Source organism: Reichenbachiella sp., assembly GCF_039969095.1.
In the GTDB taxonomy this organism is placed as follows: domain Bacteria; phylum Bacteroidota; class Bacteroidia; order Cytophagales; family Cyclobacteriaceae; genus Reichenbachiella.
The window spans coordinates 107,343-129,387 of record NZ_JBDVOL010000013.1; the positions used below are offsets into that span (position 1 = coordinate 107,343).

19 protein-coding genes are annotated in these 22,045 nt (G+C 36.9%); 13 read left to right on the forward strand and 6 right to left on the reverse strand.

Features of this window, described 5'->3' with window-relative positions; translation table 11 throughout:
• Window positions 1-957: 957 nt before the first annotated feature.
• A complete protein-coding gene (locus tag ABJH98_RS12935) occupies window positions 958-1,788 on the reverse strand; it encodes a DUF4249 family protein (RefSeq protein WP_348308112.1) in 831 nt (276 codons plus the stop codon).
• Window positions 1,789-1,799: 11 nt separating this feature from the next.
• The gene (locus ABJH98_RS12940) at window positions 1,800-4,265 is read right to left on the reverse strand and encodes a TonB-dependent receptor (RefSeq protein WP_348308113.1); all 2,466 of its coding nucleotides are present in this window, start codon (window positions 4,263-4,265) and stop codon (window positions 1,800-1,802) included.
• A 670-nt stretch (window positions 4,266-4,935) separates the two neighbouring features.
• On the opposite strand from ABJH98_RS12940, the gene ABJH98_RS12945 reads away from it, so the two are divergent.
• The 8 genes from ABJH98_RS12945 (at window position 4,936) to ABJH98_RS12980 (ending at window position 11,362) form a co-directional block, all read left to right on the forward strand.
• Window positions 4,936-5,943 carry a histidine kinase gene (locus tag ABJH98_RS12945; protein ID WP_348308114.1) on the forward strand — a complete coding sequence of 336 codons (1,008 nt, stop codon included), beginning with the start codon at window positions 4,936-4,938 and terminating at the stop codon, window positions 5,941-5,943.
• Between the two features lie 3 nt (window positions 5,944-5,946).
• The gene (locus tag ABJH98_RS12950) at window positions 5,947-6,711 is read left to right on the forward strand and encodes a LytTR family DNA-binding domain-containing protein (protein ID WP_348308115.1); all 765 of its coding nucleotides are present in this window, start codon (window positions 5,947-5,949) and stop codon (window positions 6,709-6,711) included.
• Between the two features lie 110 nt (window positions 6,712-6,821).
• Window positions 6,822-7,565, forward strand: coding sequence for a hypothetical protein (locus ABJH98_RS12955; RefSeq protein WP_348308116.1), 744 nt, complete (start codon window positions 6,822-6,824; stop codon window positions 7,563-7,565).
• 16 nt (window positions 7,566-7,581) lie between these two features.
• Window positions 7,582-7,959, forward strand: coding sequence for a hypothetical protein (locus ABJH98_RS12960; protein ID WP_348308117.1), 378 nt, complete (start codon window positions 7,582-7,584; stop codon window positions 7,957-7,959).
• A gap of 85 nt (window positions 7,960-8,044) precedes the next feature.
• Window positions 8,045-8,410 (forward strand): hypothetical protein, encoded by a 366-nt coding sequence (locus ABJH98_RS12965; RefSeq protein ID WP_348308118.1) that lies wholly within the window; start codon window positions 8,045-8,047, stop codon window positions 8,408-8,410.
• Between the two features lie 92 nt (window positions 8,411-8,502).
• The gene (locus ABJH98_RS12970) at window positions 8,503-9,567 is read left to right on the forward strand and encodes a zinc metalloprotease (protein WP_348308119.1); all 1,065 of its coding nucleotides are present in this window, start codon (window positions 8,503-8,505) and stop codon (window positions 9,565-9,567) included.
• A gap of 71 nt (window positions 9,568-9,638) precedes the next feature.
• Window positions 9,639-10,607, forward strand: coding sequence for a histidine kinase (locus ABJH98_RS12975; protein ID WP_348308120.1), 969 nt, complete (start codon window positions 9,639-9,641; stop codon window positions 10,605-10,607).
• A 2-nt stretch (window positions 10,608-10,609) separates the two neighbouring features.
• Window positions 10,610-11,362: a LytTR family DNA-binding domain-containing protein gene (locus ABJH98_RS12980; RefSeq protein WP_348308121.1), complete on the forward strand. Its 753-nt coding sequence runs from the start codon at window positions 10,610-10,612 to the stop codon at window positions 11,360-11,362.
• A gap of 443 nt (window positions 11,363-11,805) precedes the next feature.
• Here ABJH98_RS12980 and ABJH98_RS12985 read toward each other — a convergent pair whose 3' ends face one another.
• Both ABJH98_RS12985 and ABJH98_RS12990 read right to left on the reverse strand, forming a co-directional pair.
• Window positions 11,806-14,526: a TonB-dependent receptor gene (locus tag ABJH98_RS12985; protein ID WP_348308122.1), complete on the reverse strand. Its 2,721-nt coding sequence runs from the start codon at window positions 14,524-14,526 to the stop codon at window positions 11,806-11,808.
• A gap of 120 nt (window positions 14,527-14,646) precedes the next feature.
• On the reverse strand, window positions 14,647-15,099 hold the full coding sequence (locus ABJH98_RS12990; RefSeq protein WP_348308123.1) for a hypothetical protein: 453 nt from the start codon (window positions 15,097-15,099) through the stop codon (window positions 14,647-14,649).
• Between the two features lie 279 nt (window positions 15,100-15,378).
• Here ABJH98_RS12990 and ABJH98_RS12995 point away from each other — a divergent pair, with 279 nt between their 5' ends.
• The 3 genes from ABJH98_RS12995 to ABJH98_RS13005 all read left to right on the forward strand — a co-directional run bounded on the left by ABJH98_RS12995 (window position 15,379) and on the right by ABJH98_RS13005 (window position 17,914).
• Window positions 15,379-16,179 (forward strand): hypothetical protein, encoded by an 801-nt coding sequence (locus tag ABJH98_RS12995; RefSeq protein WP_348308124.1) that lies wholly within the window; start codon window positions 15,379-15,381, stop codon window positions 16,177-16,179.
• Between the two features lie 98 nt (window positions 16,180-16,277).
• Window positions 16,278-17,195 carry a histidine kinase gene (locus ABJH98_RS13000; protein WP_348308125.1) on the forward strand — a complete coding sequence of 306 codons (918 nt, stop codon included), beginning with the start codon at window positions 16,278-16,280 and terminating at the stop codon, window positions 17,193-17,195.
• Between the two features lie 2 nt (window positions 17,196-17,197).
• The gene (locus tag ABJH98_RS13005; RefSeq protein WP_348308126.1) at window positions 17,198-17,914 is read left to right on the forward strand and encodes a LytTR family DNA-binding domain-containing protein; all 717 of its coding nucleotides are present in this window, start codon (window positions 17,198-17,200) and stop codon (window positions 17,912-17,914) included.
• A 32-nt stretch (window positions 17,915-17,946) separates the two neighbouring features.
• Here the strand turns inward: ABJH98_RS13005 and ABJH98_RS13010 are convergent, their stop codons facing one another.
• The gene (locus ABJH98_RS13010; protein ID WP_348308127.1) at window positions 17,947-18,414 is read right to left on the reverse strand and encodes a hypothetical protein; all 468 of its coding nucleotides are present in this window, start codon (window positions 18,412-18,414) and stop codon (window positions 17,947-17,949) included.
• Between the two features lie 281 nt (window positions 18,415-18,695).
• Here ABJH98_RS13010 and ffh point away from each other — a divergent pair, with 281 nt between their 5' ends.
• Window positions 18,696-20,024 (forward strand): signal recognition particle protein, encoded by a 1,329-nt coding sequence (gene ffh, locus ABJH98_RS13015; protein WP_348308128.1) that lies wholly within the window; start codon window positions 18,696-18,698, stop codon window positions 20,022-20,024.
• A gap of 3 nt (window positions 20,025-20,027) precedes the next feature.
• Window positions 20,028-20,714, forward strand: a complete 687-nt coding sequence (locus tag ABJH98_RS13020; protein WP_348308129.1) for a class I SAM-dependent methyltransferase — start codon at window positions 20,028-20,030, stop codon at window positions 20,712-20,714.
• Here ABJH98_RS13020 and ABJH98_RS13025 read toward each other — a convergent pair.
• A complete protein-coding gene (locus tag ABJH98_RS13025; protein WP_348308130.1) occupies window positions 20,701-22,041 on the reverse strand; it encodes an MATE family efflux transporter in 1,341 nt (446 codons plus the stop codon). The two genes, ABJH98_RS13020 and ABJH98_RS13025, sit on opposite strands and share 14 nt — an antisense overlap.
• Between the last annotated feature and the right edge of the window lie 4 nt (window positions 22,042-22,045).

Genomic DNA, 22,045 nt, shown 5'->3' on the forward strand with positions numbered 1-22,045 from the left:
AATGTTCCATAGCCCACTGTAAATTAACCATTAAATTGAAATGTGGCTCCCAAAGGAACAGCCCGTAAGCACCTGTCTTAATTGCAAAAATTTATTAACCTTATACCAAAAGACAATAGGAAATTTCAGATAGCTGGTTTTATAGAAGATTTCTCCATTGAACGCTCCAGCATTAACTGAACTATAATCAACCTCCCCCCCTTTTACCAGAGAAAGCTAATTCTGGTTTTATATACGATTTTTCATTTATTGAAATAGAGGGCGCAAAACCAATATGAAACCCAATTCTTACTCCGGGATTTTCTATGTCCATAGGTGAAAGATAATTTACAGCTAAACTCGTCTTAATATAGCCAAAAACCTTTCTCTCTCTTCCCAGACTTGTGCATTCGATCGGGTAATTACAAACAATATGAAACTGACAAAAACCAAATTCTTATCATGATATTAGTGTTGAAAAATTTAAATAATACCCCTACCAGCTTACTGAAGGATATGAAGTAGTGTATCCTGTAGACCTAGCTACTTTTACCCACCTCTTCTCGCTCTAAATTACTCTCTCATTTGAGGAATTGTTTATACTGATCATTATCCAATACGTCTTTTACCTCTTCCTCTTTTCTGTTGCTGATGTCATTAAGTTTCTGACTATTTCTATAGATTTCCCATCTTGTACTATTGCCTTCATTTCATTAACATACTAGAGTTTGATGTATAACATTAGCTGCTCCTGTTCGTCATAGAACTGGATCTTTCCTTTTTGTTTATCGACTAACAACCTCGCCTTTGTTCCGAAGTATTATCGAATAGACTAACACTGTATGTAAAGCCAGAAGTCATTGTCAGGATTAAATCTAACATGACAATGACTCGCTGTAGAATTTTATTCAATCATTTTGTTTCTTCTTAATATACCTATGATCAGATTTATCTGTTTAAAAACACCTTTTAATCCACTCATTGCTTGTTGATTTCTAGGTACACCGTATCGCTGGCAAAGCCTGAGAAAATTCCAACTCCATTTTTTACATTGGTAAAAGGCTCATTAAGGTCACGGGAGTCTTGCTCAATTGTCTCATAAAGCAATGCGTATTCTTCATTAACTCTGTACACGATAATGCGATGTGTCCCAAACTGAGTATAATGAACGAATGGAATCAAGGTGAAGAAATTGTCTTGTGTCGGTGACGATACAAATTCAAAATTGAAATTTAGGGTGTTATTTAGATCTATAGGCTCAGGGTTACCCTCAAGGTTTTCAATCACCAGAAAATAATAGTCCCCATTGGGATTGTTCCACTCTATATTGACATTACTATTTTCACTTTGCGCAAGATCCCTTATGTCAATCAGGTCTATCAATTGAGGCAATTCAAGTGAACTTGTCGAAATACTCAATCCTGTGGGCACTGGAGGTGCAGTAGTAGAGGAAGAGATGATATTTCCTTCGAATTGAAAACTAATCTCATAGTTGTCTCCGCTAATTATTTCAAGGTCTGTTCCAGGATAGAAATACTTACCTCCTCCATTTTCTGCATTTACTAATGGATAGATTTTGCCGTTCCATTTTATTTCAATATTCAGCCCATCAACTTCATTGTCAGTGGCTTCTGATTCAAATGGGATCACTTTGGATATCTTGATGTCATCTATAGGGTTGTCCACATATAGAAAAGCTTCAACTACTGGGACTGTATCGTCAGCTTCAAAGTCAGGTACCTCTTCACAGGAGATGAACCAAAAAAGAGTAAAGATTGCTGTTAGTCTGATGTGCATGCTATTTTTCATGATTCGATCGATTAAAATTTTAAACTGAAGTTGATGTTGGGGGTAAATCCAATCAGGTTGACATCTGTCTCTACTACCTCTTCTTCCTCAACCAGAAATTCTTTATACCAGATATTGTCACGATTGTAAAGATTGAACAAGGATAGTCCTATTTGACCGCTTCCTTGCTCGCCAATTCTGAAACGATAGTTTGCAGAAAGATCCAATCGATGGTAGTTGGGTAGCCTGAATGAGTTTTTAGCACCGACACTGATATAGTTGTAGGTTACACCATCCAATGTAGTGAGTTCATATTCACCGTAAGGAGATGTGTAGGGTTTGCCTGTACCATAAACCCAAGTAGCACCAAATTCCCACCGTCCAACCTCATAGGTATTAACCAGATTGATTTCGTGCCTTGTATCATGTTGCGCGTAGAATGGATTGTCACTAATCCCCGAAATATCGTGTACTACTTCTCCAATAGTATAGCTAATCCACCCTTTGTATTTACCCGTCTTTTTTTGGATTAGCCATTCGACACCTCTGGCTACACCAGTTCCTTCGAAGAAATAATCCGTATCCTCTAAATCCACCAGTGCAGTAGCAGATTGACGGTTGCTGTACTCCACGATTCCATCCAGCGATTTATCATAGAGCTCCATATCGAAAAGCCATCCATTAGTTTCATAGCTTATTCCAGCAATTAGATGTCTCGAAAAACTCACAGGGCTATTTTGATCGTCTGCCAGCAACCAGAAATCTCGACTACCTTGAGAAACGTCCTCACGAACAATTCGATTGACAAACTGGTAATAGTGACCCCAAGCTGCTTTTAACTTCCATTTCTTATTAAGTGAATAAGATGTTGATAGCCTTGGCTCAAAATACATCTGATCGGTCAAATCGAAATAGGTGGAACGAAGACCTCCAATAACTGAGAGCTTGCTATTTACGTCCCATGTGTCTTGAAGGTAAAAGGCGACCTGCACGCCCTTATTCTTTTCATTGATTACACTTACAGTGTCATTTGCCACGAAATCATAAGTGATATCATTGAATATAGACTGTACGCCAAATTCTATCGTATGAAATTGATTGAGAAGGTATTCATTATTGATAGCAAATGAATAATCAATCAAGTCATTAACCTCAACGGTACCAATTTTGCTATTGATAACAGAATCGGCCCGGTCAATGATGACATCATTGATACGATCTCGGTCACTAAAATAGTTAGAGAAACTTGTGATTGTATTTGTATAAAACCGATCATTCCATTGACGTCCCCACCTCAGACTTGTTCCAACATTACCCCACTGAAGTAAATCTGTTATATCAGTTTCAATGGCTGTCACATCACCATTTACATCTTCGAAACTATTAGCGGTTGCTCTGGAATTGTCAAGGTCGTCCTTTCCACTGTAATATGATAATGATATAATATCTTTTGCAGTTGGCCTAAAACTCAACTTAACATTGGCATCATAGAAGAAAAAGGATGGCTCGGTTGCTTCCTGTTGGTTCGATACCCCTCCCCTCCCAGGTCTGGATGGCAAACTGGGATTTTGACTTGGGGCGGTAGATTCATTGTCATTATATAAGTCAAAGATATCATTGTAGATTCCGCTCGTAATAATATCGGTATAGGATCTTCTACCCGCCAGAAATAGATTAAATTTTTCGCCAATCGGAACTTCTACAAACGCATTAGCACTGATAGCACCAATCCCTGCTCCTCCCGAAAATTTGTTTTGGTTTCCTGTTTTTCCAGTAAGTTCCATCACACTGGATAAACGACCGCCATGCTTGGATTCAAACCCTCCTTTGTGCAGCTGAACGTTTTTGATTGCGTTAGGATTAAAAGCGCTGAAGAATCCGTAAAAGTGATCCACATGATATACGGTAAACCCATCTAATACGATCAGGTTTTGATCTGGCGTTCCGCCACGAACAAATAAACCCGACGAAGCTTCGTTGGTGCCACTCACACCTGGTAACAGTTGGATACTTCTAAATATATCCTTCTCTCCCATACTCGGCAGAGACGAAAGTGCTTCTGGAGAAATACTGATTTGACTGATTCTTTCATTTGCACTTATCAATTGCTTATCAAGATTGGAAGCACTCACTTCTACTTCTTCCAGAAACTGTTTAGAAATTGCCAATTTAATCACCAAGGGATCTTGTTCGACGATTTCCTTAATTGGAATATTTATAGTGTTGTAACCCACGTATTGTATGGCCAGCGTCATGGTATCTGAGGGTATGTTTAACAAAGTAAAAAAACCGTCGGCATTAGTAACAGTACCAATACTTGAAGCTAAAACTCCTACTGTAGCAAAGGCCAATGTTTCACCATTGGCTTCATCAATGACTTTCCCGCTTAGGCTAAAATTTTGATTGAGTATTTTTGATAGGCCATGGTCTTGACCTTGAGCAACTTCGGCGATTAGGACAAGCCATAGTCCATAAAATCCTTTCTTAAAAATATTCATGTTTGTATCTTTTACTTTCTTGTATCTTTTACTTTCTCTTTCAAAAGTAAAGTCTGAAGTGATTGGGGTATTTGAAAAATGAAAGGAAGCTGACAAATGCGGTCATGAATCGGCCATAACCCTTATCGAAGTAATTTCGATAAAAAGGCAAAGCGCAAACAAATTATGGGCTCCTTTATAAAACTGCACAAGAAACTACTACCAACTGGCCTTTCTACTTGAGTCGCTATACCTGATGTAAATCAATTTTATACAGATATTCAATTGATGAATTATAAAGTAGTACATTATGGCTTTTGATAGAAAAATTTACAGAATACATCGCCATTTATGAATATCTTGAGCTATTTGATATGAATAGCCTTGAAGTACTCGTAATTAAACACTTCAAATTTTCATTGAGTTTTGGTCATACATTCCGTCAGGACATGAAATACTTCCCTGATCAATCTGTCATAATTAGAAACTTTTCATATTTAACATTTCAGTGAATTCAGAACTGGTTTCGTATACCAAAACCAGGCTTTTTCGCAGTATGATTCGGTATTTGCTTTATGCTTTGATTTTGCAATCAGTGGCAGCTCATTAATAACAATGACCACTTCATGTTATGTTTTGTATGCGTAATGTTGAAAAAATAAACTTCCACTTATTTAATCTTTATTTTTACATGTATATCATGATCATTTTGGGAAATAAGAACTTTTTGATTGGCATTGTTACTGCGGCTTTTCTATCCTTAGTGGTTTTCTTACCAAAAAGTCAAATCAGGATAGGGTTTAGTCCAGGTTGGGAAAGTGCTTCGGCAGTCTTTTTACACACTATTCTCATTTGGACTGTTATTCAGTATATTATAAAATCAAAACGAATAAAGAAGCTTTTGAATAAGGTTCTTCTTTCTATTATTATTGGCGTTTTCATCATTTTCTTAGTCCAAAACACATTTCTGTTCTTCACAGATTGGGAATTCTTAAGTTTTAAGAACGCAACCTCTCAAAAAAAGACTTTAGCATTCACATTTTTCAGAGGAATCATCATCACTTCATTTCTATTTTTCATTACCTATCTATTATTCATCATCAAAGAATCGGCACGTCTAAAACGAGATGCAGAAACTATAAAACAAGAAAATCTAGAAGCGAAATTGTTTGCCCTGCAACAACAAATCAATCCACACTTTTTATTTAATGCGCTCAACACCTTGCACAGCATTGCACCCGATGACGAAACAAAAAAGTACGTCTTAAATTTTAGCAATGTTTTTCGGTATCAGCTCAATCAAAATCGTTCTTTATTGGCTAGTTTACAAGATGAATTAGAGTTCACCAAAGCCTATCTACACATTTTGAAAGAGCGGTTTGAAGAAGGCTTGCAAGTACACATTGACATCCCAAATATATATCTAAGCAAGCAAACACCGCCCGTTGCCATGCATATGTTGATAGAAAATGCTGTGAAGCACAATGTTATTTCGGATAAAGACCCGTTATTTTTAAAAATATACATTGAAGACGATCACCTAGTGGTAAGCAATAATGTGCAACGTAAATCTACTATGGATACAAGCAACGGAATTGGATTAAAAAACATTGCAGAAAGGTATAAGCTACTATCGAATAGCGAAATCCTAATCACAAATGACAGCAAAACCTTCACTGTAAAGATGCCTTTGATATAAGCCATGAAAGTATTGATCATAGAAGATGAAGCCAAAGCAGGAAAATCATTGAAAGCAATGATTGAAAATAATATGGATACTGCTGAAGTATTGGCTATTATACCGTCAGTAAAATCTGCGCTAAAGTGGTTTGAAGAAAACGCAATGCCTGAGCTTATCTTTTCCGATATTCAGCTATCTGATGGTTTATCTTTTGAGATCTATAGAAATTTAGAAATCACTTGCCCTATTATATTTTGCACAGCTTATGATGAATATGCCATAGATGCTTTTAATACCAATAGCATTGATTATTTGCTAAAACCCATTGATGAAGAAAAGCTCACCCAGTCAATCAATAAATTTTCCAATCTGAAATCTTTTTTTGAAAAAGAAAAAACAAAACAAAAGGAAGCTCTTGCAAAGGTGGAAGAACAAATTGTACATCCTGCCATATCTACTATTCTAGTTTATTTTCAAGATAAAATTATTCCCATAAAAGTAGCCGACACGTTGTTTTTCTACGCCAAAGGAGGCATCAATAAGGTGTATACAAGTGGTGGAAAAATGTATCATATCAACCATACTCTAGATGAACTGGAATCAAAATTATCGCCGTATCAATTTTTTAAAGCAAGCCGGCAGTTTATAATCAATCGTGAATGTATTCACTCTGTTCATCAGTACTTTGGACGAAGATTATATATACAAGTCAAAATAGAAACACCAGAAAAAATACTTGTCAGTAAAGTACGTGCAGCCATGTTTTTGAATTGGTTATCCTCGTAATAGTCATTTCATTTTGCATTTTGTCCGCTTGATGTAGTTTATCCACTATAGGGGCACTACTTCCTTATACATTTGTGAAACCATAAGAAATTAATGAAATGAAAAAACAGATGAGTATTTCGAACCTTAAAAAAGTACCCCAAATAGCTTTGTTAGCCATGTTAAGTTTGGGTACAATTTTCACATCTTGTGAAAAAGATGAAAGTACGAAAACAACCGAAATCACAGAAGAAGATGCGTATGATGTAGTGGAAGGCACTTTATCTTCCGAAACTTATGGTCTTACGGAAACGGTAGAGCAGGCTTCACTAACTGCCGAAGAGCAAGCTTGCTATACTTCTGAAGCAGCTATTGAATGTGGCACATTGTACACAATTGTGTACGCTGTCCAAGACACATCTTCTAATCTTAGTTATGATTATAATGCAGAAGCGAACTACGAATTGACTTGTACTAATCTTAAAGTGCCTTCTATTTTTGATTTTGAAACTACGGTTACAGGAACTTATGATGCCCTTCGAATGTCCAGTCAAGATAGCTTTGAAAGTGAAATAACCATAGCAGGTTTAGAGCCATCTGAAACTACAGCTATTTTTAACGGTTCTTACGAAAGAAATGGAACTCAGAAGTCCAAAGTTAGCGATAATAGGAACTTTACATCTCAAGTCATAAATACTTTGAATGACTTAAAAATCAATAAATCTAATCATAAAATTGAAGGAGGAATAGCCATGCTAAATATATTGCTTACAACTGATGATGAAAGTAAATCGTTCACGGCCCACCTCACTTTTCATGCTAACAATACAGCTATTTTAGACATCAATGGCACTGTTTATACAGTGTATCTCTAAATTTAAGTTAAAACTCATGAGTAGAAATAGAAAAAAAGTAATCGCATTATTATCGGCATTTTTAATGATTGGGACAACTCATGCACAGTCTTTCAGTGAAATAGCCCTTTTAGAAAATAGGGTTGAAAAAGCCACTCTGTTCATGAAAATGAAATACGACTTGAACGAAGAGCAATACTATTCTGTATTGGAAGTAAATAAAGATATAGCTCAAAAAGTGAAACCAATATTGTTGAGCGATAAAACTAAAATGGAAAAAATATTGGCTATAAAGCCCCTTGGTATAGAAAGGGGAAAGGCCTTGATGCGTATCTTCAATGAAGAGCAGAAGAAGACTTTCCGAACCATAAAAGAGGAGCGAAAAGCACTGTTGCAGACCTGGCTTGAAGATTAACAAAAATGATTCTACAACCTTCATAATCAATTGACTTCTTCATTATTCACATGATTTTTTAGTAACAATTAAAAACTATAAAGAAATGAAAAACCCATTTTTAAGCATTCTATTATTTGGCATATTTTGTACACAATATGCCAATGCTCAGAGTAGCGACACCCATGATAAAGTAAAGGAGGTAATGGTTCTTCAAACAGAACAACTTTCCTTAACAACTGAACAAGTACCCAAAGTTGAAGTCATTAACTTAGAGTTCTTTAGTAGTGTTCAGGACATAAAAGAAGGCAATGGTTCAAGAGTTACCAAATTTAAATCGTTAAAAGAAGCGGATAAAATTAGGACGGAATCAATGAAGACCACCTTGACAGATGTACAATTCAAAAAATTCGAAGAGGCCAAAAAGGAAAATAGGAAAGAATTAAAAACCAGATATAAAGGGTCTAGGTAATTCTACTTTATTTTTTTGCGTAAAAGCTAATAGAATAAAGGGTAAGTTATTAATTATTAGCATCCCAAATTTTTGATGAACAAATCGATCAGTTGATAAAACAGCATTTTCTACTGATCGATTTTTTTAGTTATTTGCAAAGTATAATGAACATAGGTCAAGGCGTTTTAATTATTCTAAAACAAATTATCAAAAACGAGGAGCATATAAGTTCTCGTTTTTATTGTATTTTTTTTGGGAAAGCTATAATCGGTTTAAGTTGCCTTATGCTCATTTCATGTACAAAAGAGGATGAAAATATTACTGCTCCAAATGAAACAATTAAAATCCCTGTTATTGTTCATATAATACATAATGGTGAAGAAATAGGTGAGGGACCAAATATTACTTTTGAACAAGTGAAATCACAAATAGAGGTACTAAACGAGGATTATAGAAAAAAAGAATACACCAATGGATTTAATATCAATTCAGTAGGAGCTGATATGGAAATCATGTTCTTTTTGGCTGAATATTCCCCTAGTGGAAACAAATTAGCAGAAGCAGGAATTGATCGAGTAAACGGAGGAAGACAGGAATGGCCAAAAGGAATTCTAAGAAACCCTATTGAAACAACTCTAAAGCCTGCAACATTTTGGGATCCTACTAAATATTTAAATATATGGACAGTAAATTTTGGAGGGTTTACCGGACGCGATTTACTGGGATATGCCCAATTTCCTAGCAATTCTGGATTAGCAGGTTTAAACTCTGATGGAGGCTTAGCTGAAACTGATGGAGTTGTAATTGGCTATAAATATTTTGGCAGTAGTCAAAAAGGAGATTTTGACTACATATTTTCTCCATTTAACTTAGGAAGAACCTGTACACATGAAATTGGACATTGGCTAGGTTTGCGTCATATTTGGGGAGATGGTGAATGTGACGTAGATGATTATTGTTATGATACTCCCAATGCTTCTGAACCAAGTTATGGCTGTCTACAGAATAAATATTCATGTAGATCCTACGATATGATAGAAAACTATATGGATTATTCGGATGATGCGTGTATGAATACATTCACAATTGATCAAAAAAGCAGAATAACTACGGTTTTGAATAATTCTCCACGAAGAAAAAATTTATACAATAATTATAAGGAGCTTGTTCAATGACAGATTATACCATTTCTGTCATAAATTTCAGTAGATATGATAATTAAAATTAGCAAATAATATAGCAATGGATGAAGTTAGCGATTGAAAAAATACTCCCCTTTGTTTTGGCTGTATTTCTGCCTGTATTAAACCTGTTTTCGAACCGAAACATGAGTGGTATTTCTTCTCTGGATTTTTACACCAAATGGTTGTACGCCTCTTTTGTTCTATTTGTTTTGTGGCATATTTTAGACCGGGTAACACGAATAAAGAGCAGATACAAAATAGCATACACCATAGCATCTATACTTGCTGCAGTTTCTGTAGTATATTTATTTTTCACGCTTGCTATTGTGGAGATTAATGAAAAAGAAAAGTGGATGTTTTTGATCAAGCTTGTCTCTGCTTCTGTCTTGTTTCTGGTCATTCAAAATGCCTTAAAAGCCAATCAAAGGTTAATGCAGTCGAAGCTAAAAGAGGAACAACTTCAAACGGAAAATTATAAAGTGCAACTGGAAGCATTACGCGCAAAAATTGACCCGCACTTTTTGTTCAACTCACTCAATACACTTCGCTCCATGGTGAACCTACAAGAACCTAAATCAGAACAATTTGTACTGAGTTTGGGAGACTTTTATAGGCAAACTCTCAAATACAATGATGCAAGTACTCTAAAACTTTACGAAGAAATGAAGATGTTGGACTCATATTTATTTTTAATGAAAAATAGGAATGAAGCAGCTGTAAAGGTGAGTATAGATATCGATCATGAATACTTAGAACACCAAGTGCCCTCCTTAGCCATACAAACGCTAGTCGAAAATTGCTTCAAACACAACATGATGACTTCAAAACTACCTCTGAAAATTCAGATAAAAAGTTTGCCCAATTATCGCATTGAAATTGGTAATAATATCCAATTGAAATTATCCTCTAAAACAAACTCTGGTTTTGGACTGAAAAATTTACAAAAACGCTATGAATTACTTGGCATAGAAAAGGGAGTTGAAATAGAAGAAAATGGAACTGATTTCATTGTAAAATTGAAATTACTGTAACTATGAATGTCCTAATTGTAGAAGACGAATTGCACACGTCAAAGTTGCTCAAAGAAATCATTGAACAAGATGATGATTTTTTAGTTACGAAACAGTTAGAAACCATATCAGATTCCGTAGTTTATCTTAATAAGCATCAAAATAAATTAGACCTACTTTTTTTGGACATACAGCTTGCAGACGGACATAGCTTTGAAATATTCAACCAAATAGATGTAACCACTCCTGTGGTTTTTTGTACTGCTTATGACGAATACACCATGCAAGCCATTAAAAATAATGGCATTGACTATATTCTAAAACCCTTTAAAGAAGAAGAAATTCACAATGCACTTAACAAGTACAAACAGCTTGTCGAGGCCTTTCAGAATAAACTTTCACAACCGGTTCAAATCAAAACTACACATCAGTATCAGCAAAGTTTTTTGACGCAACAGCGAGACAAAACTTTGGTGAAATTTGTGAAAGACATTGCCTTGTTTTACATCGACTATGAAACAGTATATATGCTCACTTTTACGGGAGAAAAACTTCCCATTTTCAAAAACATGGGATATGTAGAATCAGTTTGCGACCCGAATCAGTTTTTTCGTATTAACAGGCAAATGCTTGTGAATCGAAACAACGTCATTTCCATAGAACCATATTTTAACCGAAAGATTATTCTACAGCTAAAAACAAGGGGGGACGATAAAGCAATTGTAAGTAGGCTCAAAGTTACACCGTTTAAAGAGTGGTTAGAAACTGGAAAATGAAATTAGTAGCTAAAATCAATTATATTTCAAAAGAATATAATGAATGCTTCCCGACGTAAGGGTACGGGGTATCTTCGGATCAAGTGAAAAAATTAGGGGATAGTGAATTTCAAGAATAATTATTTGCTAGTCTAAAGAGGAAAAATTCACGTTCCGTACGGCTCTGAATTGAGACCTAATGGTCTGGATTTTGGTATTGAAAGACTCTGTAGAAGCATTGGTACTTCTGTTTTCAAAGAAGTTCAAGATGGACAGATAGTGATTTTCAATGGATTTAGCTACCGTGTTGAAACTTTTGAAGCTTGTCCTTTCTACTTCTTCGTACCATCTAGCCAGTTGGTAAAGGCCACACCTTTGTCTTTGGTCTTTTGTTGATAAATATTCTCCTGTTTTCTCGATAATTCGTAGGCTTTTTCTAGCGTAGGATTCACCACTCGGGTCCTCTAATTGGATTTGAATCTTCGTAATTGATAGGCGAAAGTCAGCATAAAATAACGTTGCAATACTTCGGTCCGAACTTCTTCTACATATCCTGCACTTACCGTCTGCGAGAAACTTTGATTTTGACCCAAAAGATCAAAGACTGAAAGTTCCAATTCGGCTTGTTTGTTTTTCATAAACTTCTTTGCAACACTCATATTCCAAAGAATATAATTTGAATTAAAAGAGTCACTAATCCCATTGTACTTCTCGAAAAAAACGTTATTCCGAAATACTAGTCCTTTCCAGAATATGAGATTTGATTTCAATCCGATGGTTTGGGTATAATAGCTTGCATTAGAATTTTCTTGAAAACTATTCACTGTTTGGTTACCACTGATTTGATAGTACAGATTGTAGTCTATATTTTCACTGATGTTGCTTACGAAGGCAACTCGAGTTTGGGCGGTATAAGAATCAGCAATATTACTAATACCATAGGTTTCACCTGGGATTCGCTGATAGCTCAAACCTAACGAAAGATTCACGTTGGATTTGAGTTTTTCAACCAATAGACTATACGTTGTATTGTTGGAGACACTCCAGTAACCGCTGAAATTTTTTGGTTGTGAAATCTGTGTCCCTTTTTGAATATTAACACCACTAGAGAGTACAGAATCTTGATTCAAAAAAGTAGTTTGACTACCAATGTACCCTTGGGTAGCTGAGATTCTAGTGAAATTATTAAAAGTTCTATTATTATCAGGGTTCGGTTCACTCCATCGTACCATGAGGTTGTGAGAATAGCTTTGATCTAAGTCTGGATTACCCAGTGAAATAAACAATGGATTAGTATTATTGACCACATTTTGCAATTGGCTAACCGACGGAGCACTTGTAGATGTAGAATACCTTAAGAAGATATCGCCATTCTTTGTGTCGATCTTTCCCATAGCTGTCGGAAGGATACTATGGAAGCTGTTGGTCGTATTTAAAGTCTCAGAACTTAATTGATGATTGTCTAACGTAGCATACTGATAAGCCAGACTAAACCTCATAAATTTACCCATATTGTTATTAGTAAAAGAAACTTCTGGCTGATGGACGACATATTTGCTTTCAAAATTGTTTGATAACTGATCGCTTAATGATTTTTCCTCGGAATCAGGATCAATGTAGTAAGTACGAATATCAGAGTTTCTCTGAGAGTAAGCGATTTTGTAGCTTCCCGAAAGCTGACCTGTCAATCCTACAGGCTCTGAGTACTCGATTTTCGTGGAAAACATGTTTTCTAATTCATCTGTCAAGTATTGAGTGACTGAATCTTGAACAGTATCATTATAATAGTTTTCTCTATCCGTATTTTTATTTTGGGTTTCAATTTCAACCATCATAGATCGACCAATTTTTTCAAACTTGTGTTGCCAACTGAATTCGTTATTAAAATTAAATGCCGTGTTTTGACTTAAAAAATCATTATTGGTGCTGTTGATCAGCTCACTATTTTCATTACTGGTTCCAGCAATTGTATTCTGGACACTTTGGTTATCTTGATAGCTTATATTGGGTTTATAGACAAGCTTGTTGTCCTCGTTTATGTTGTAAGTCAATCTGGCGCGGAGTCTATGATTTAGGTTTTCAGAATAAGAATCTAAATCTTCCAAGTAATATTGTGTACTATCGCCTTGGAATATTTCACGATTAGTTTGTTGGTCATTGTCATTAAAAGACTGATTAAAAAAGTAGCTACCTTCAATCGTTCCTTTTGCGCCCCAATCATCTGAAAAATTAATACCTGCGGCATTGGTTTGCGTAATTCCATCCTGCGTTCCGACCATTAGGTTTCCTCCTCCACCAGGTCGAAATCCTCGTCGTTGACCACTGATCCCTGCCAAATCCTCAGAACTAAAATTCTGTTGATTGATATCATTAGTCATTCCTATAATGGTAGTCCGTTGGTCATTGTTGAAGCTATTGATGGTTGCACCCGCTTTGTAGTGATTATCTGTTCCATAGCCCGCGTAAGCATTACCAAACTGTCCATTTCGTTTGTCTTCTTTGGTGACTACATTCATGGTTTTCACTGTGTTTCCATCATCTACACCAGTAAATTGGGATCTCTCACTTTGCTGATCAAACACTTCCACTTTGTCTACTATTTCTGCAGGAATCGTATTAAGTGAAAGCAGGGGGTCTTGACCAAAAAACCTCTTCCCGTCCAATAGAACTTGCTGGACACTTTCTCCATTAGCTGAGACTCCTTCCTGATCGACTACAATTCCAGGCATTTTACTGACCAGATCAGTAGCGTTGGCATCTGGATTCACTTTATACGCCTCAGCGTTGTATTGTATTGTATCTCCTTTTTTCTCGACTGGAGCAATAAATCCCTGAATTTCAACATCATCGAGAGTTTTGATATCTGGATCAATACCGACAGTGCCGATATTTGCATCAACTCCTTGAACCCTCAATATCTGTGTATACGGCACATATCCAAGGCTCTGAATTTGAAGCTTATAAAACGCGCGACTTAAATTCTCAACTAAAAATCTGCCTTCTATATCAGAGATGGTATATTTTGACTGGGTCGAATCTTTAATGTTGACCATGAGTACTGTCGCTCCCACGACAGGTGTCTGATCCGTGGCATCAACCAACACCCCAGATAAGTTGGAGGTTTGTGCAAAGGTCCAGCTTTGAAATAGAAAAATGGAAATGACAGATAATAAATTTTTATTCACTTTGGAATCAGTATTTTTTTAAGCGACTTGATTTTGGATGGGATTTGATTGGGGGTACTATAATAACTAGAGAATTGAATGAAAGTCATGCTCTAGTTATTATACTCTATTCCATACAAATCAATTATCTGGTGAAGGGTTCATGTCTCCATCTTGGCCACGATCACCTTGCGGCCCTTGTCCTTGCTGTTGACGTTTTTGACGCATTTGCTCCATTTGCTTTTTATTGGAAGCCATCATTTCATCATAGATTTTGAGCTGATCTTCATTGAGTACATCCGCCATAAGGGCATCTTTTTCTGCTAGGGTACTCATCATTTTTTCTCTCATTTGTTCGCGTGGCACATTACCATTGCGCATTTCCTTACGGGTCTCTATCATAGTATCACCAAACTCCTCATAAATTCCATCTATGAGCAATTTTTGATCATCAGATAGATCAGTGATCTTTTTATAAATATTTTGCTTTTCACGAGCGATCATTTCGTTTGGATCCATACGTCCAGGAGGCTGTGCCATTGCTCCAATACTGAATGTGAGCATCGATAATAATACAATTATGTTCTTTTTCATGTCTACTAGTTTTAATACTAAATTGAATGGCTTCATTTATTTTATCGTTCCAACTTTCATTTGTTGACCTTATAATGATGTAATACTGGTTCATTGATTTTAGAATGAGAAATTTTATGAACCAACAGACCATAAATCTGTATTAAACGTGGTAAATCACTAATGAACCTGAATGTTCGATTAATACTCAGGTTTGTTCGGCCATTGACCCGCTTCGTTCAAAAAAATAGGACAAAAGCCAAGCTGGTGTTTCTTTGCATTGAAACAAACATTCAGCAAATGAAAAAAGTCAGACTACTCTTCACTCTTGTACTGTTTAGCCAATGGGTATATGGTCAAAGCGTAGTATCTAAATGGACGAATGGAGAAGAATTAGCAAGTGAACAGCAAGAAAGAAAAACGCCTCGAATGTATGATTCAAGTGCTAAATTATCTTATGACGTGAAAAACAATCTGGAGCTACTTTACCTAGAGTATCAATTTCCAGATAGAGAATCACAAATGAAATTTATGGCTGGAGGTTTTGAATTGAAAATACAATCAAAGGTAAAACCAAAAACCAATGCGTCAATCGTATTTCCGGTATTGTCAAAACCAGCACTCACGGAAATGAAAGAGTCAAAGCAAAGGGATAACCTATTTGATCCGAAACAGGAGTATCTATCCATAACTACCTCGGTTTTCACCTCCGGCTTTCAAATATCAAAAGGTACTATTGAAAGGGCTGATTTGACTGACAAAGATTTTACCTTTCAATTTTATGGAAATGATCAAAAAGTTCATTTAATTGTTCAAATTCCATTAGTAGAAATATATGGTGATGGTTATTCGTATGATGATGCCTCTGCATCGGCATTGAAAATTGAGACAAGAATAAAGGGCTTGGAAAATCCAAGCTCACCTTCTGGTGTTATGTCGAGAGGAAGCGGTCCTGGTGGTCGTTCTGGTAGTGGACCAGGAGGAGCAGGTGGGCCAAGAGGCGGTGGGTCAGGAAGACCTTCAGGTTCTCCAGCTGGAGCTCAGTCCATGTCAGCTGACAAAACATTAAAAATGAAAGTGACACTTAGTGAACCAAATTAATCTATGTGGATAATATGAAATCTATAGATAAAAAATGGTATGGATTCCTTGCTTGGCTATTAGTCCTGTGTCTTTTGATGAGTATGAACACTAGATTCATGAGCTTCAATTTAGCACTGATTTTAGCAATTGCAACTACCATCAAGTTATTTGCTATTTATTCGGCCAATATTCTTTGGGTCTACCCAAAGTTTAATCAACAATTCAATAAATATATATTCATCTCTATACTTGTCGTTTTGACTTTTACTCTTGTCTATTTAGTAATAGAGGTCAATTTCTTGCCGTCACCAGAAAGATTACGTGGAAGGCCACCAAGAATGGGCTTTCACTTTATAAGAATTTTTCTAATTGACATTTTTGCCTACATGTCTGGTACATTCTATATGATGTATAAGCAAAAAAGAAAACTAGAAGAACGCGAAAAACAATTGACACAAGAAAAACTGGAAACGGAATTAAAGCTACTCAAAGCACAAATAGACCCTCATTTTATCTTTAATGCACTCAACAACATCTATTCTCTAAGCTATATGAATGCTAAGTCAACACCTGAGTCGATATTGAAGTTGTCGGAGATGCTCAGATATGTGTTTTACGATTGTAGCATGGATAAGGTACCACTTTCTTCAGAAGTAAAGTATATCGAGAATTTTACTGCATTTCAGAAGATGAAATCTGAACATGACCAAAATATTTCCTTTAAAGGAATAGCTAACCTAGATGACGTAGAACTCGCACCAATGTTGCTTGTCCCATTGATTGAAAATGCCTTTAAATACAGTCGCGTAGAAGAAGACCAGAAGGCATTTGTAGAAATAATCATTGCCAAAACGGATGCAGGATTGCATTTTAGCGTTGTCAATAGTATCCCCAAGAACAGTGCTCAATCAGGTAGCGGCATGGGTGTCAAAAACGTAAAACATCGACTTGAAATCATTTATCCTGATAGGTTCAGTTTAACAAATACGATCAAAGATGATGTGTATTGCGTAGATTTAATCATTGACCTCTAAACATGGAAATCAACTGTCTAATAATAGATGATGAAAGACTGGCTCGCGAGTATCTGAAAAACTACGTGGATAAAGTGCCACAGCTCAACTTACTCGGTTCATTTAATTCACCACTCAAAGCAATGGATCTGATCAAATCTGGGACTGTCAACTTGATATTTCTCGATATTCAAATGCCAGACATCACAGGTGTGGCATTTATTAAAAGTCTGAAACATGTTCCCGAAGTGATCTTTACTACTGCTTATCAAGAGTACGCACTAGAAGGATTCAACTTGAATATTACCGATTATTTGCTCAAGCCATTTTCATTTGACCGGTTCTACCAAGCTGTCAATAAGGTCATTGACAAATTCGAAAACAAACCGAACACCCCACTTATAGAAGTTAATGCTACTATCCGAGACACCTACCTGACTGTCCGAGCTGATCGTCGATTGTATAAAATTAATTTTGACGACTTAATATATGTAGAAGGACAAAAAGCTTATGTGACATTTCATACCAAATCTCAAAAAAAGATCATGGCACTTCTTTCTTTAAAGGAACTTGAGGACTCATTGCCCTCAGATCAATTTATCCGCATACACAAGTCTTATATTGTCTCCATTCATCAAATCACAGGACTAGAAGGCAACATGCTTGAATTTGGAGACTCTCGTTTACCTGTAGGCAGCAGCTATCGCAACGAGGTATTGAAGATGTTCGGAGTCGAATAGATAGCTGCCACAAAGCTATGTGCTATTTCTTATCAATCCACCCTCACCATATACACTGCCGCGTCATCATCTAATGGTCTTCCGTCTTCATAGGCGACTAAAACACCGTCTTCAAAGATCCAGTATTCATCATCTCCCATTTGAAAGGAATCTGAATCGTCGATATATAATTCTCCTCTACTGTTGATATACCATTCCGAATACTCCACTTCTTCTTCTCCAAAAGCAGACACATAAATTCGACACTCATGGTTGTCACGAAATTCTAATTCAATATCTATTTCGTCTAGAATACCTTCTACTAGGTTGCCCGTAGCTCTAAGTATCAATCTTGCAAAAGCATTGTCTTCATCACTTATTTCTTGCTCGAATACGTCCTCATCAAGAGAGATTTTCATTTTCCATACACCTTCCAAGTCGCGTTCACGTACTCGGCCGTTTTGTGCTTCAGCCGATTGAAATCCTATCAATAGACCAAATAATATTATGAGTTTGTTCATGAGTTTTTGATTTTCATTACTATGTTATACAAGGTACAATCTTTAGTATAATACTGAATCAACAGAAAAATGTTTCAAATCATCAAAAAATAAATATTCAAGCAAGAACCCATAGAACATTCAATCATTCCTTTTCAATCATTGAAATGGAATCATTAGTTTTGCAGAATAATTACATGGGGTCCATGTGACAATTACATAAAAAGCAGCTTTTAGCAATTTGAGTACTTGTCTAAAACTTGGTATTCCAATTAGAATTCAATTAATACGAATCAAAAATTATGTTTGATAATCTTAGTGTAAAGCTCGACAAGGCCTTTAAAAATCTTAAGGGGCAGGGAAGAATAACTGAAATTAACGTAGCTACAACTGTTAAAGAAATTAGACGCGCGCTAATTGATGCAGATGTTAACTTCAAAGTAGCTAAAGAGGTCACAGATTCCATCAAGGAAAAAGCTCTTGGACAAGATGTATTAATTGCCGTTTCTCCTGGCCAATTATTAACCAAGATCGTCTCTGAGGAATTGACCGAGCTAATGGGTGGTCAGAGTGAAGAAATCAATCTCAAAGGCGATCCAAATGTTATCCTCATATCAGGTCTTCAAGGATCAGGAAAAACAACTTTTTCAGGAAAATTAGCACGACACCTCAAAGCTCAAAACAGAAATGTATTGCTTGTAGCCTGTGATATTTATAGACCAGCCGCGATAGGTCAGTTGAAAGTATTAGGAGAGCAAATTGAGGTCGATGTATATGCTGAGCCTGAGAACAAGGACGCACTTAAGATTGCTAAAAACGCACTTAAGTACGCAAAAGAAAACAACAAAAAAACCATCATTGTTGATACCGCTGGACGTCTGGCAGTAGATGAACAGATGATGAATGAGATTGAGGCACTCAAAAAAGCCCTCAACCCAGCAGAGACACTTTTTGTAGTGGACTCGATGACTGGTCAGGATGCGGTAAACACAGCGAAGACTTTCAACGATCGCTTGGATTTCAATGGTGTAGTATTGACCAAATTGGATGGTGATACTCGAGGTGGAGCAGCCTTAACGATTCGTAAGGTTGTTGATAAGCCGATCAAATTCATTAGTTCTGGTGAGAAGCTGGATGCTTTGGATGTTTTTCACCCAGATAGGATGGCCAATAGAATCCTAGGGATGGGTGATGTGGTTTCCCTTGTGGAAAAAGCACAAAACACATTCGACGAGGAAGAAGCCAAAAGAATTCAAAAGAAGATCCGAAAAAATCAATTCGGATTTGATGATTTCCTTTCTCAGCTGGAACAAATCAAGAAAATGGGTAACCTCAAGGATTTGATGGGCATGATTCCAGGTGTAGGAAAAGCGATCAAAGACGTGGACATTGATGATGATTCATTAAAACCTATTGAAGCCATTATAAAATCAATGACTATCAAAGAAAGAGAAGAACCAGACCTACTCAATGGCAGCAGAAAACAGCGCATTGCCAAAGGAAGCGGAACGTCTATTCAAGAAGTCAATCAATTGCTAAAGCAATTCGATCAGATGCGAAAGATGATGAAGACCATGAACAAGATGGGTGGAGCTAAAAGAGCACTCTCAGGAATGAATATGTTCAAATAGGTTTTGAAGGACGTACACGGCGAAGCTATATTCGATTTTTACAAGGGAGACCATACTGTTTCCCTCAAAACTTACAATTCTTATGGTGAGCCAGAAGAAATGCCCGTTGAAGTATTCTTTAGAGATCATCAGGATTTTACAGAATTAGAGAATTTGGCCATTACTTCGTGCGATGGGAAAATCCTGGATGTTGGTGCTGGCGCAGGTGCTCATGCTCTTTTTATGCAAGCTTTTGAAATGGATGCAACAGCGCTTGAAAACTCTCCAGGTTGCATTGAGACCTTACGCCATTCGGGCATGGAGAAAATCGTTGATGAAGATTTTTTTGCACATGACAGCAAATACGACACCCTTCTCTTTTTAATGAACGGTCTGGGTCTTGCTGGCAAACTAGATGGACTCCCCTATTTCTTCAAGCATTGTAATCAATTGCTCAATCCTGGAGGCCAAATCATCCTTGACTCATCAGACATTTCATATTTGTATGAAGAAGGTTTAGAAAAACCGGATCACTATTTTGGAGAAATCCAATATCAGTACGAATACAAAGGCAAAAAGGGAGATTGGTTCGATTGGCTGTATGTAGATCAGGAATTGTTAATAAAAGAGACGCAAGCGCTCGGCCTGAAAACAGAAATTTTAATGACCGATGAGTTTGATCAGTACCTGGCCAAAATCACCGGTTTTTAAGCATATATCTTTTAGAAAGGACATGAAATCTTGCCAAGTGCATGATTGCCGCTAAAGTAAGCCCAATCAATAAAGCTACCCAAATACCAATGGCTCCCCATTCCAAATAAACACCAAACAGATAACCCAAAGGAATAGCCATAAACCAATAGGCAAATAAGGTTACAAAAGTTGGGACTTTCACATCGGCCATACCACGCAACACGCCAAGCCCTACTGCTTGCACACCATCTGAAATTTGAAAAAACGCCGCGATAATCAACAAACTACTAGCCATTTCAATAACCACTGGTTCATTGATATACCAGGTCGGTAAATAGGTATTCCCAAAAATAAACCCTGCTCCAAAAAAGGCCATCATAATGGCAGCCATAGCAAAACAAGTCATACCTGCCATCCGAAGTGTGGGATAATCCTTTCTTCCCAATTGATTACCTGTTCTTATTGCTCCAGCCGCAGATATACCAGTAGCTATCATATAAGTGATTGCCGATAGGTTCAAGGCAATTTGATGTGCGGCTAGTGCTTCTGCTCCTATCCATCCCACCATGACTGCCGCCATGCTAAATGCCCCTATTTCAAAAATATACTGCAATCCCGAAGGCACACCAATATTTAATATTCTACGCATCACAAATGGTCGTAGCTTGATCTTAGACCAAAGCATCACGTATCTTCTCAATGGCTTGTAAGTGAGCACAAAAGCCACCATAGATATAGCCATAATGACACGAGAGATTAAACTCGCCCACCCTGCACCGATAAGACCCATTTCTGGCATTCCTAATTCACCATAGATCAACCCATAATTAAAAAATACATTGAGCGCATTGCCCGCAACAGAAATGTACATGGCCTGCCGTGTCATAGAAAGCCCTTCAGCAAATTGACGGAAAGACTGGAAGACCATCAAGGGTAACAGGCTGAGTACCAAAATATTAAAATAAGGAAGTGCGCCAGCCAATACTTCAGTATCCTGATCTAATAGAATCAGCCCTTCTCCAACGATCAACCCTATGAACAATAAGATAATTCCCAATGCAGAATTGAGATAAACACCATGCTTGAAGAATTTGGCTCCCATACGCTTATCATTGGCACCATCAGCCGAGGCAATTAGAGGAGTCATTCCATAAGACACTCCCAATCCAAACAGCATAATCACAGAAAATACACTATTGGCCAACGATACAGAAGCTAATGGAACAGTACCTAATCGTCCAACCATCATACTATCGGCAACGGCCACTAATATATGCCCCATCTGACTCAGCATGACAGGATAAGCCAGTGTGATATTCGTTCGGAAGTGTTCTTTTAAGGTCAATGTT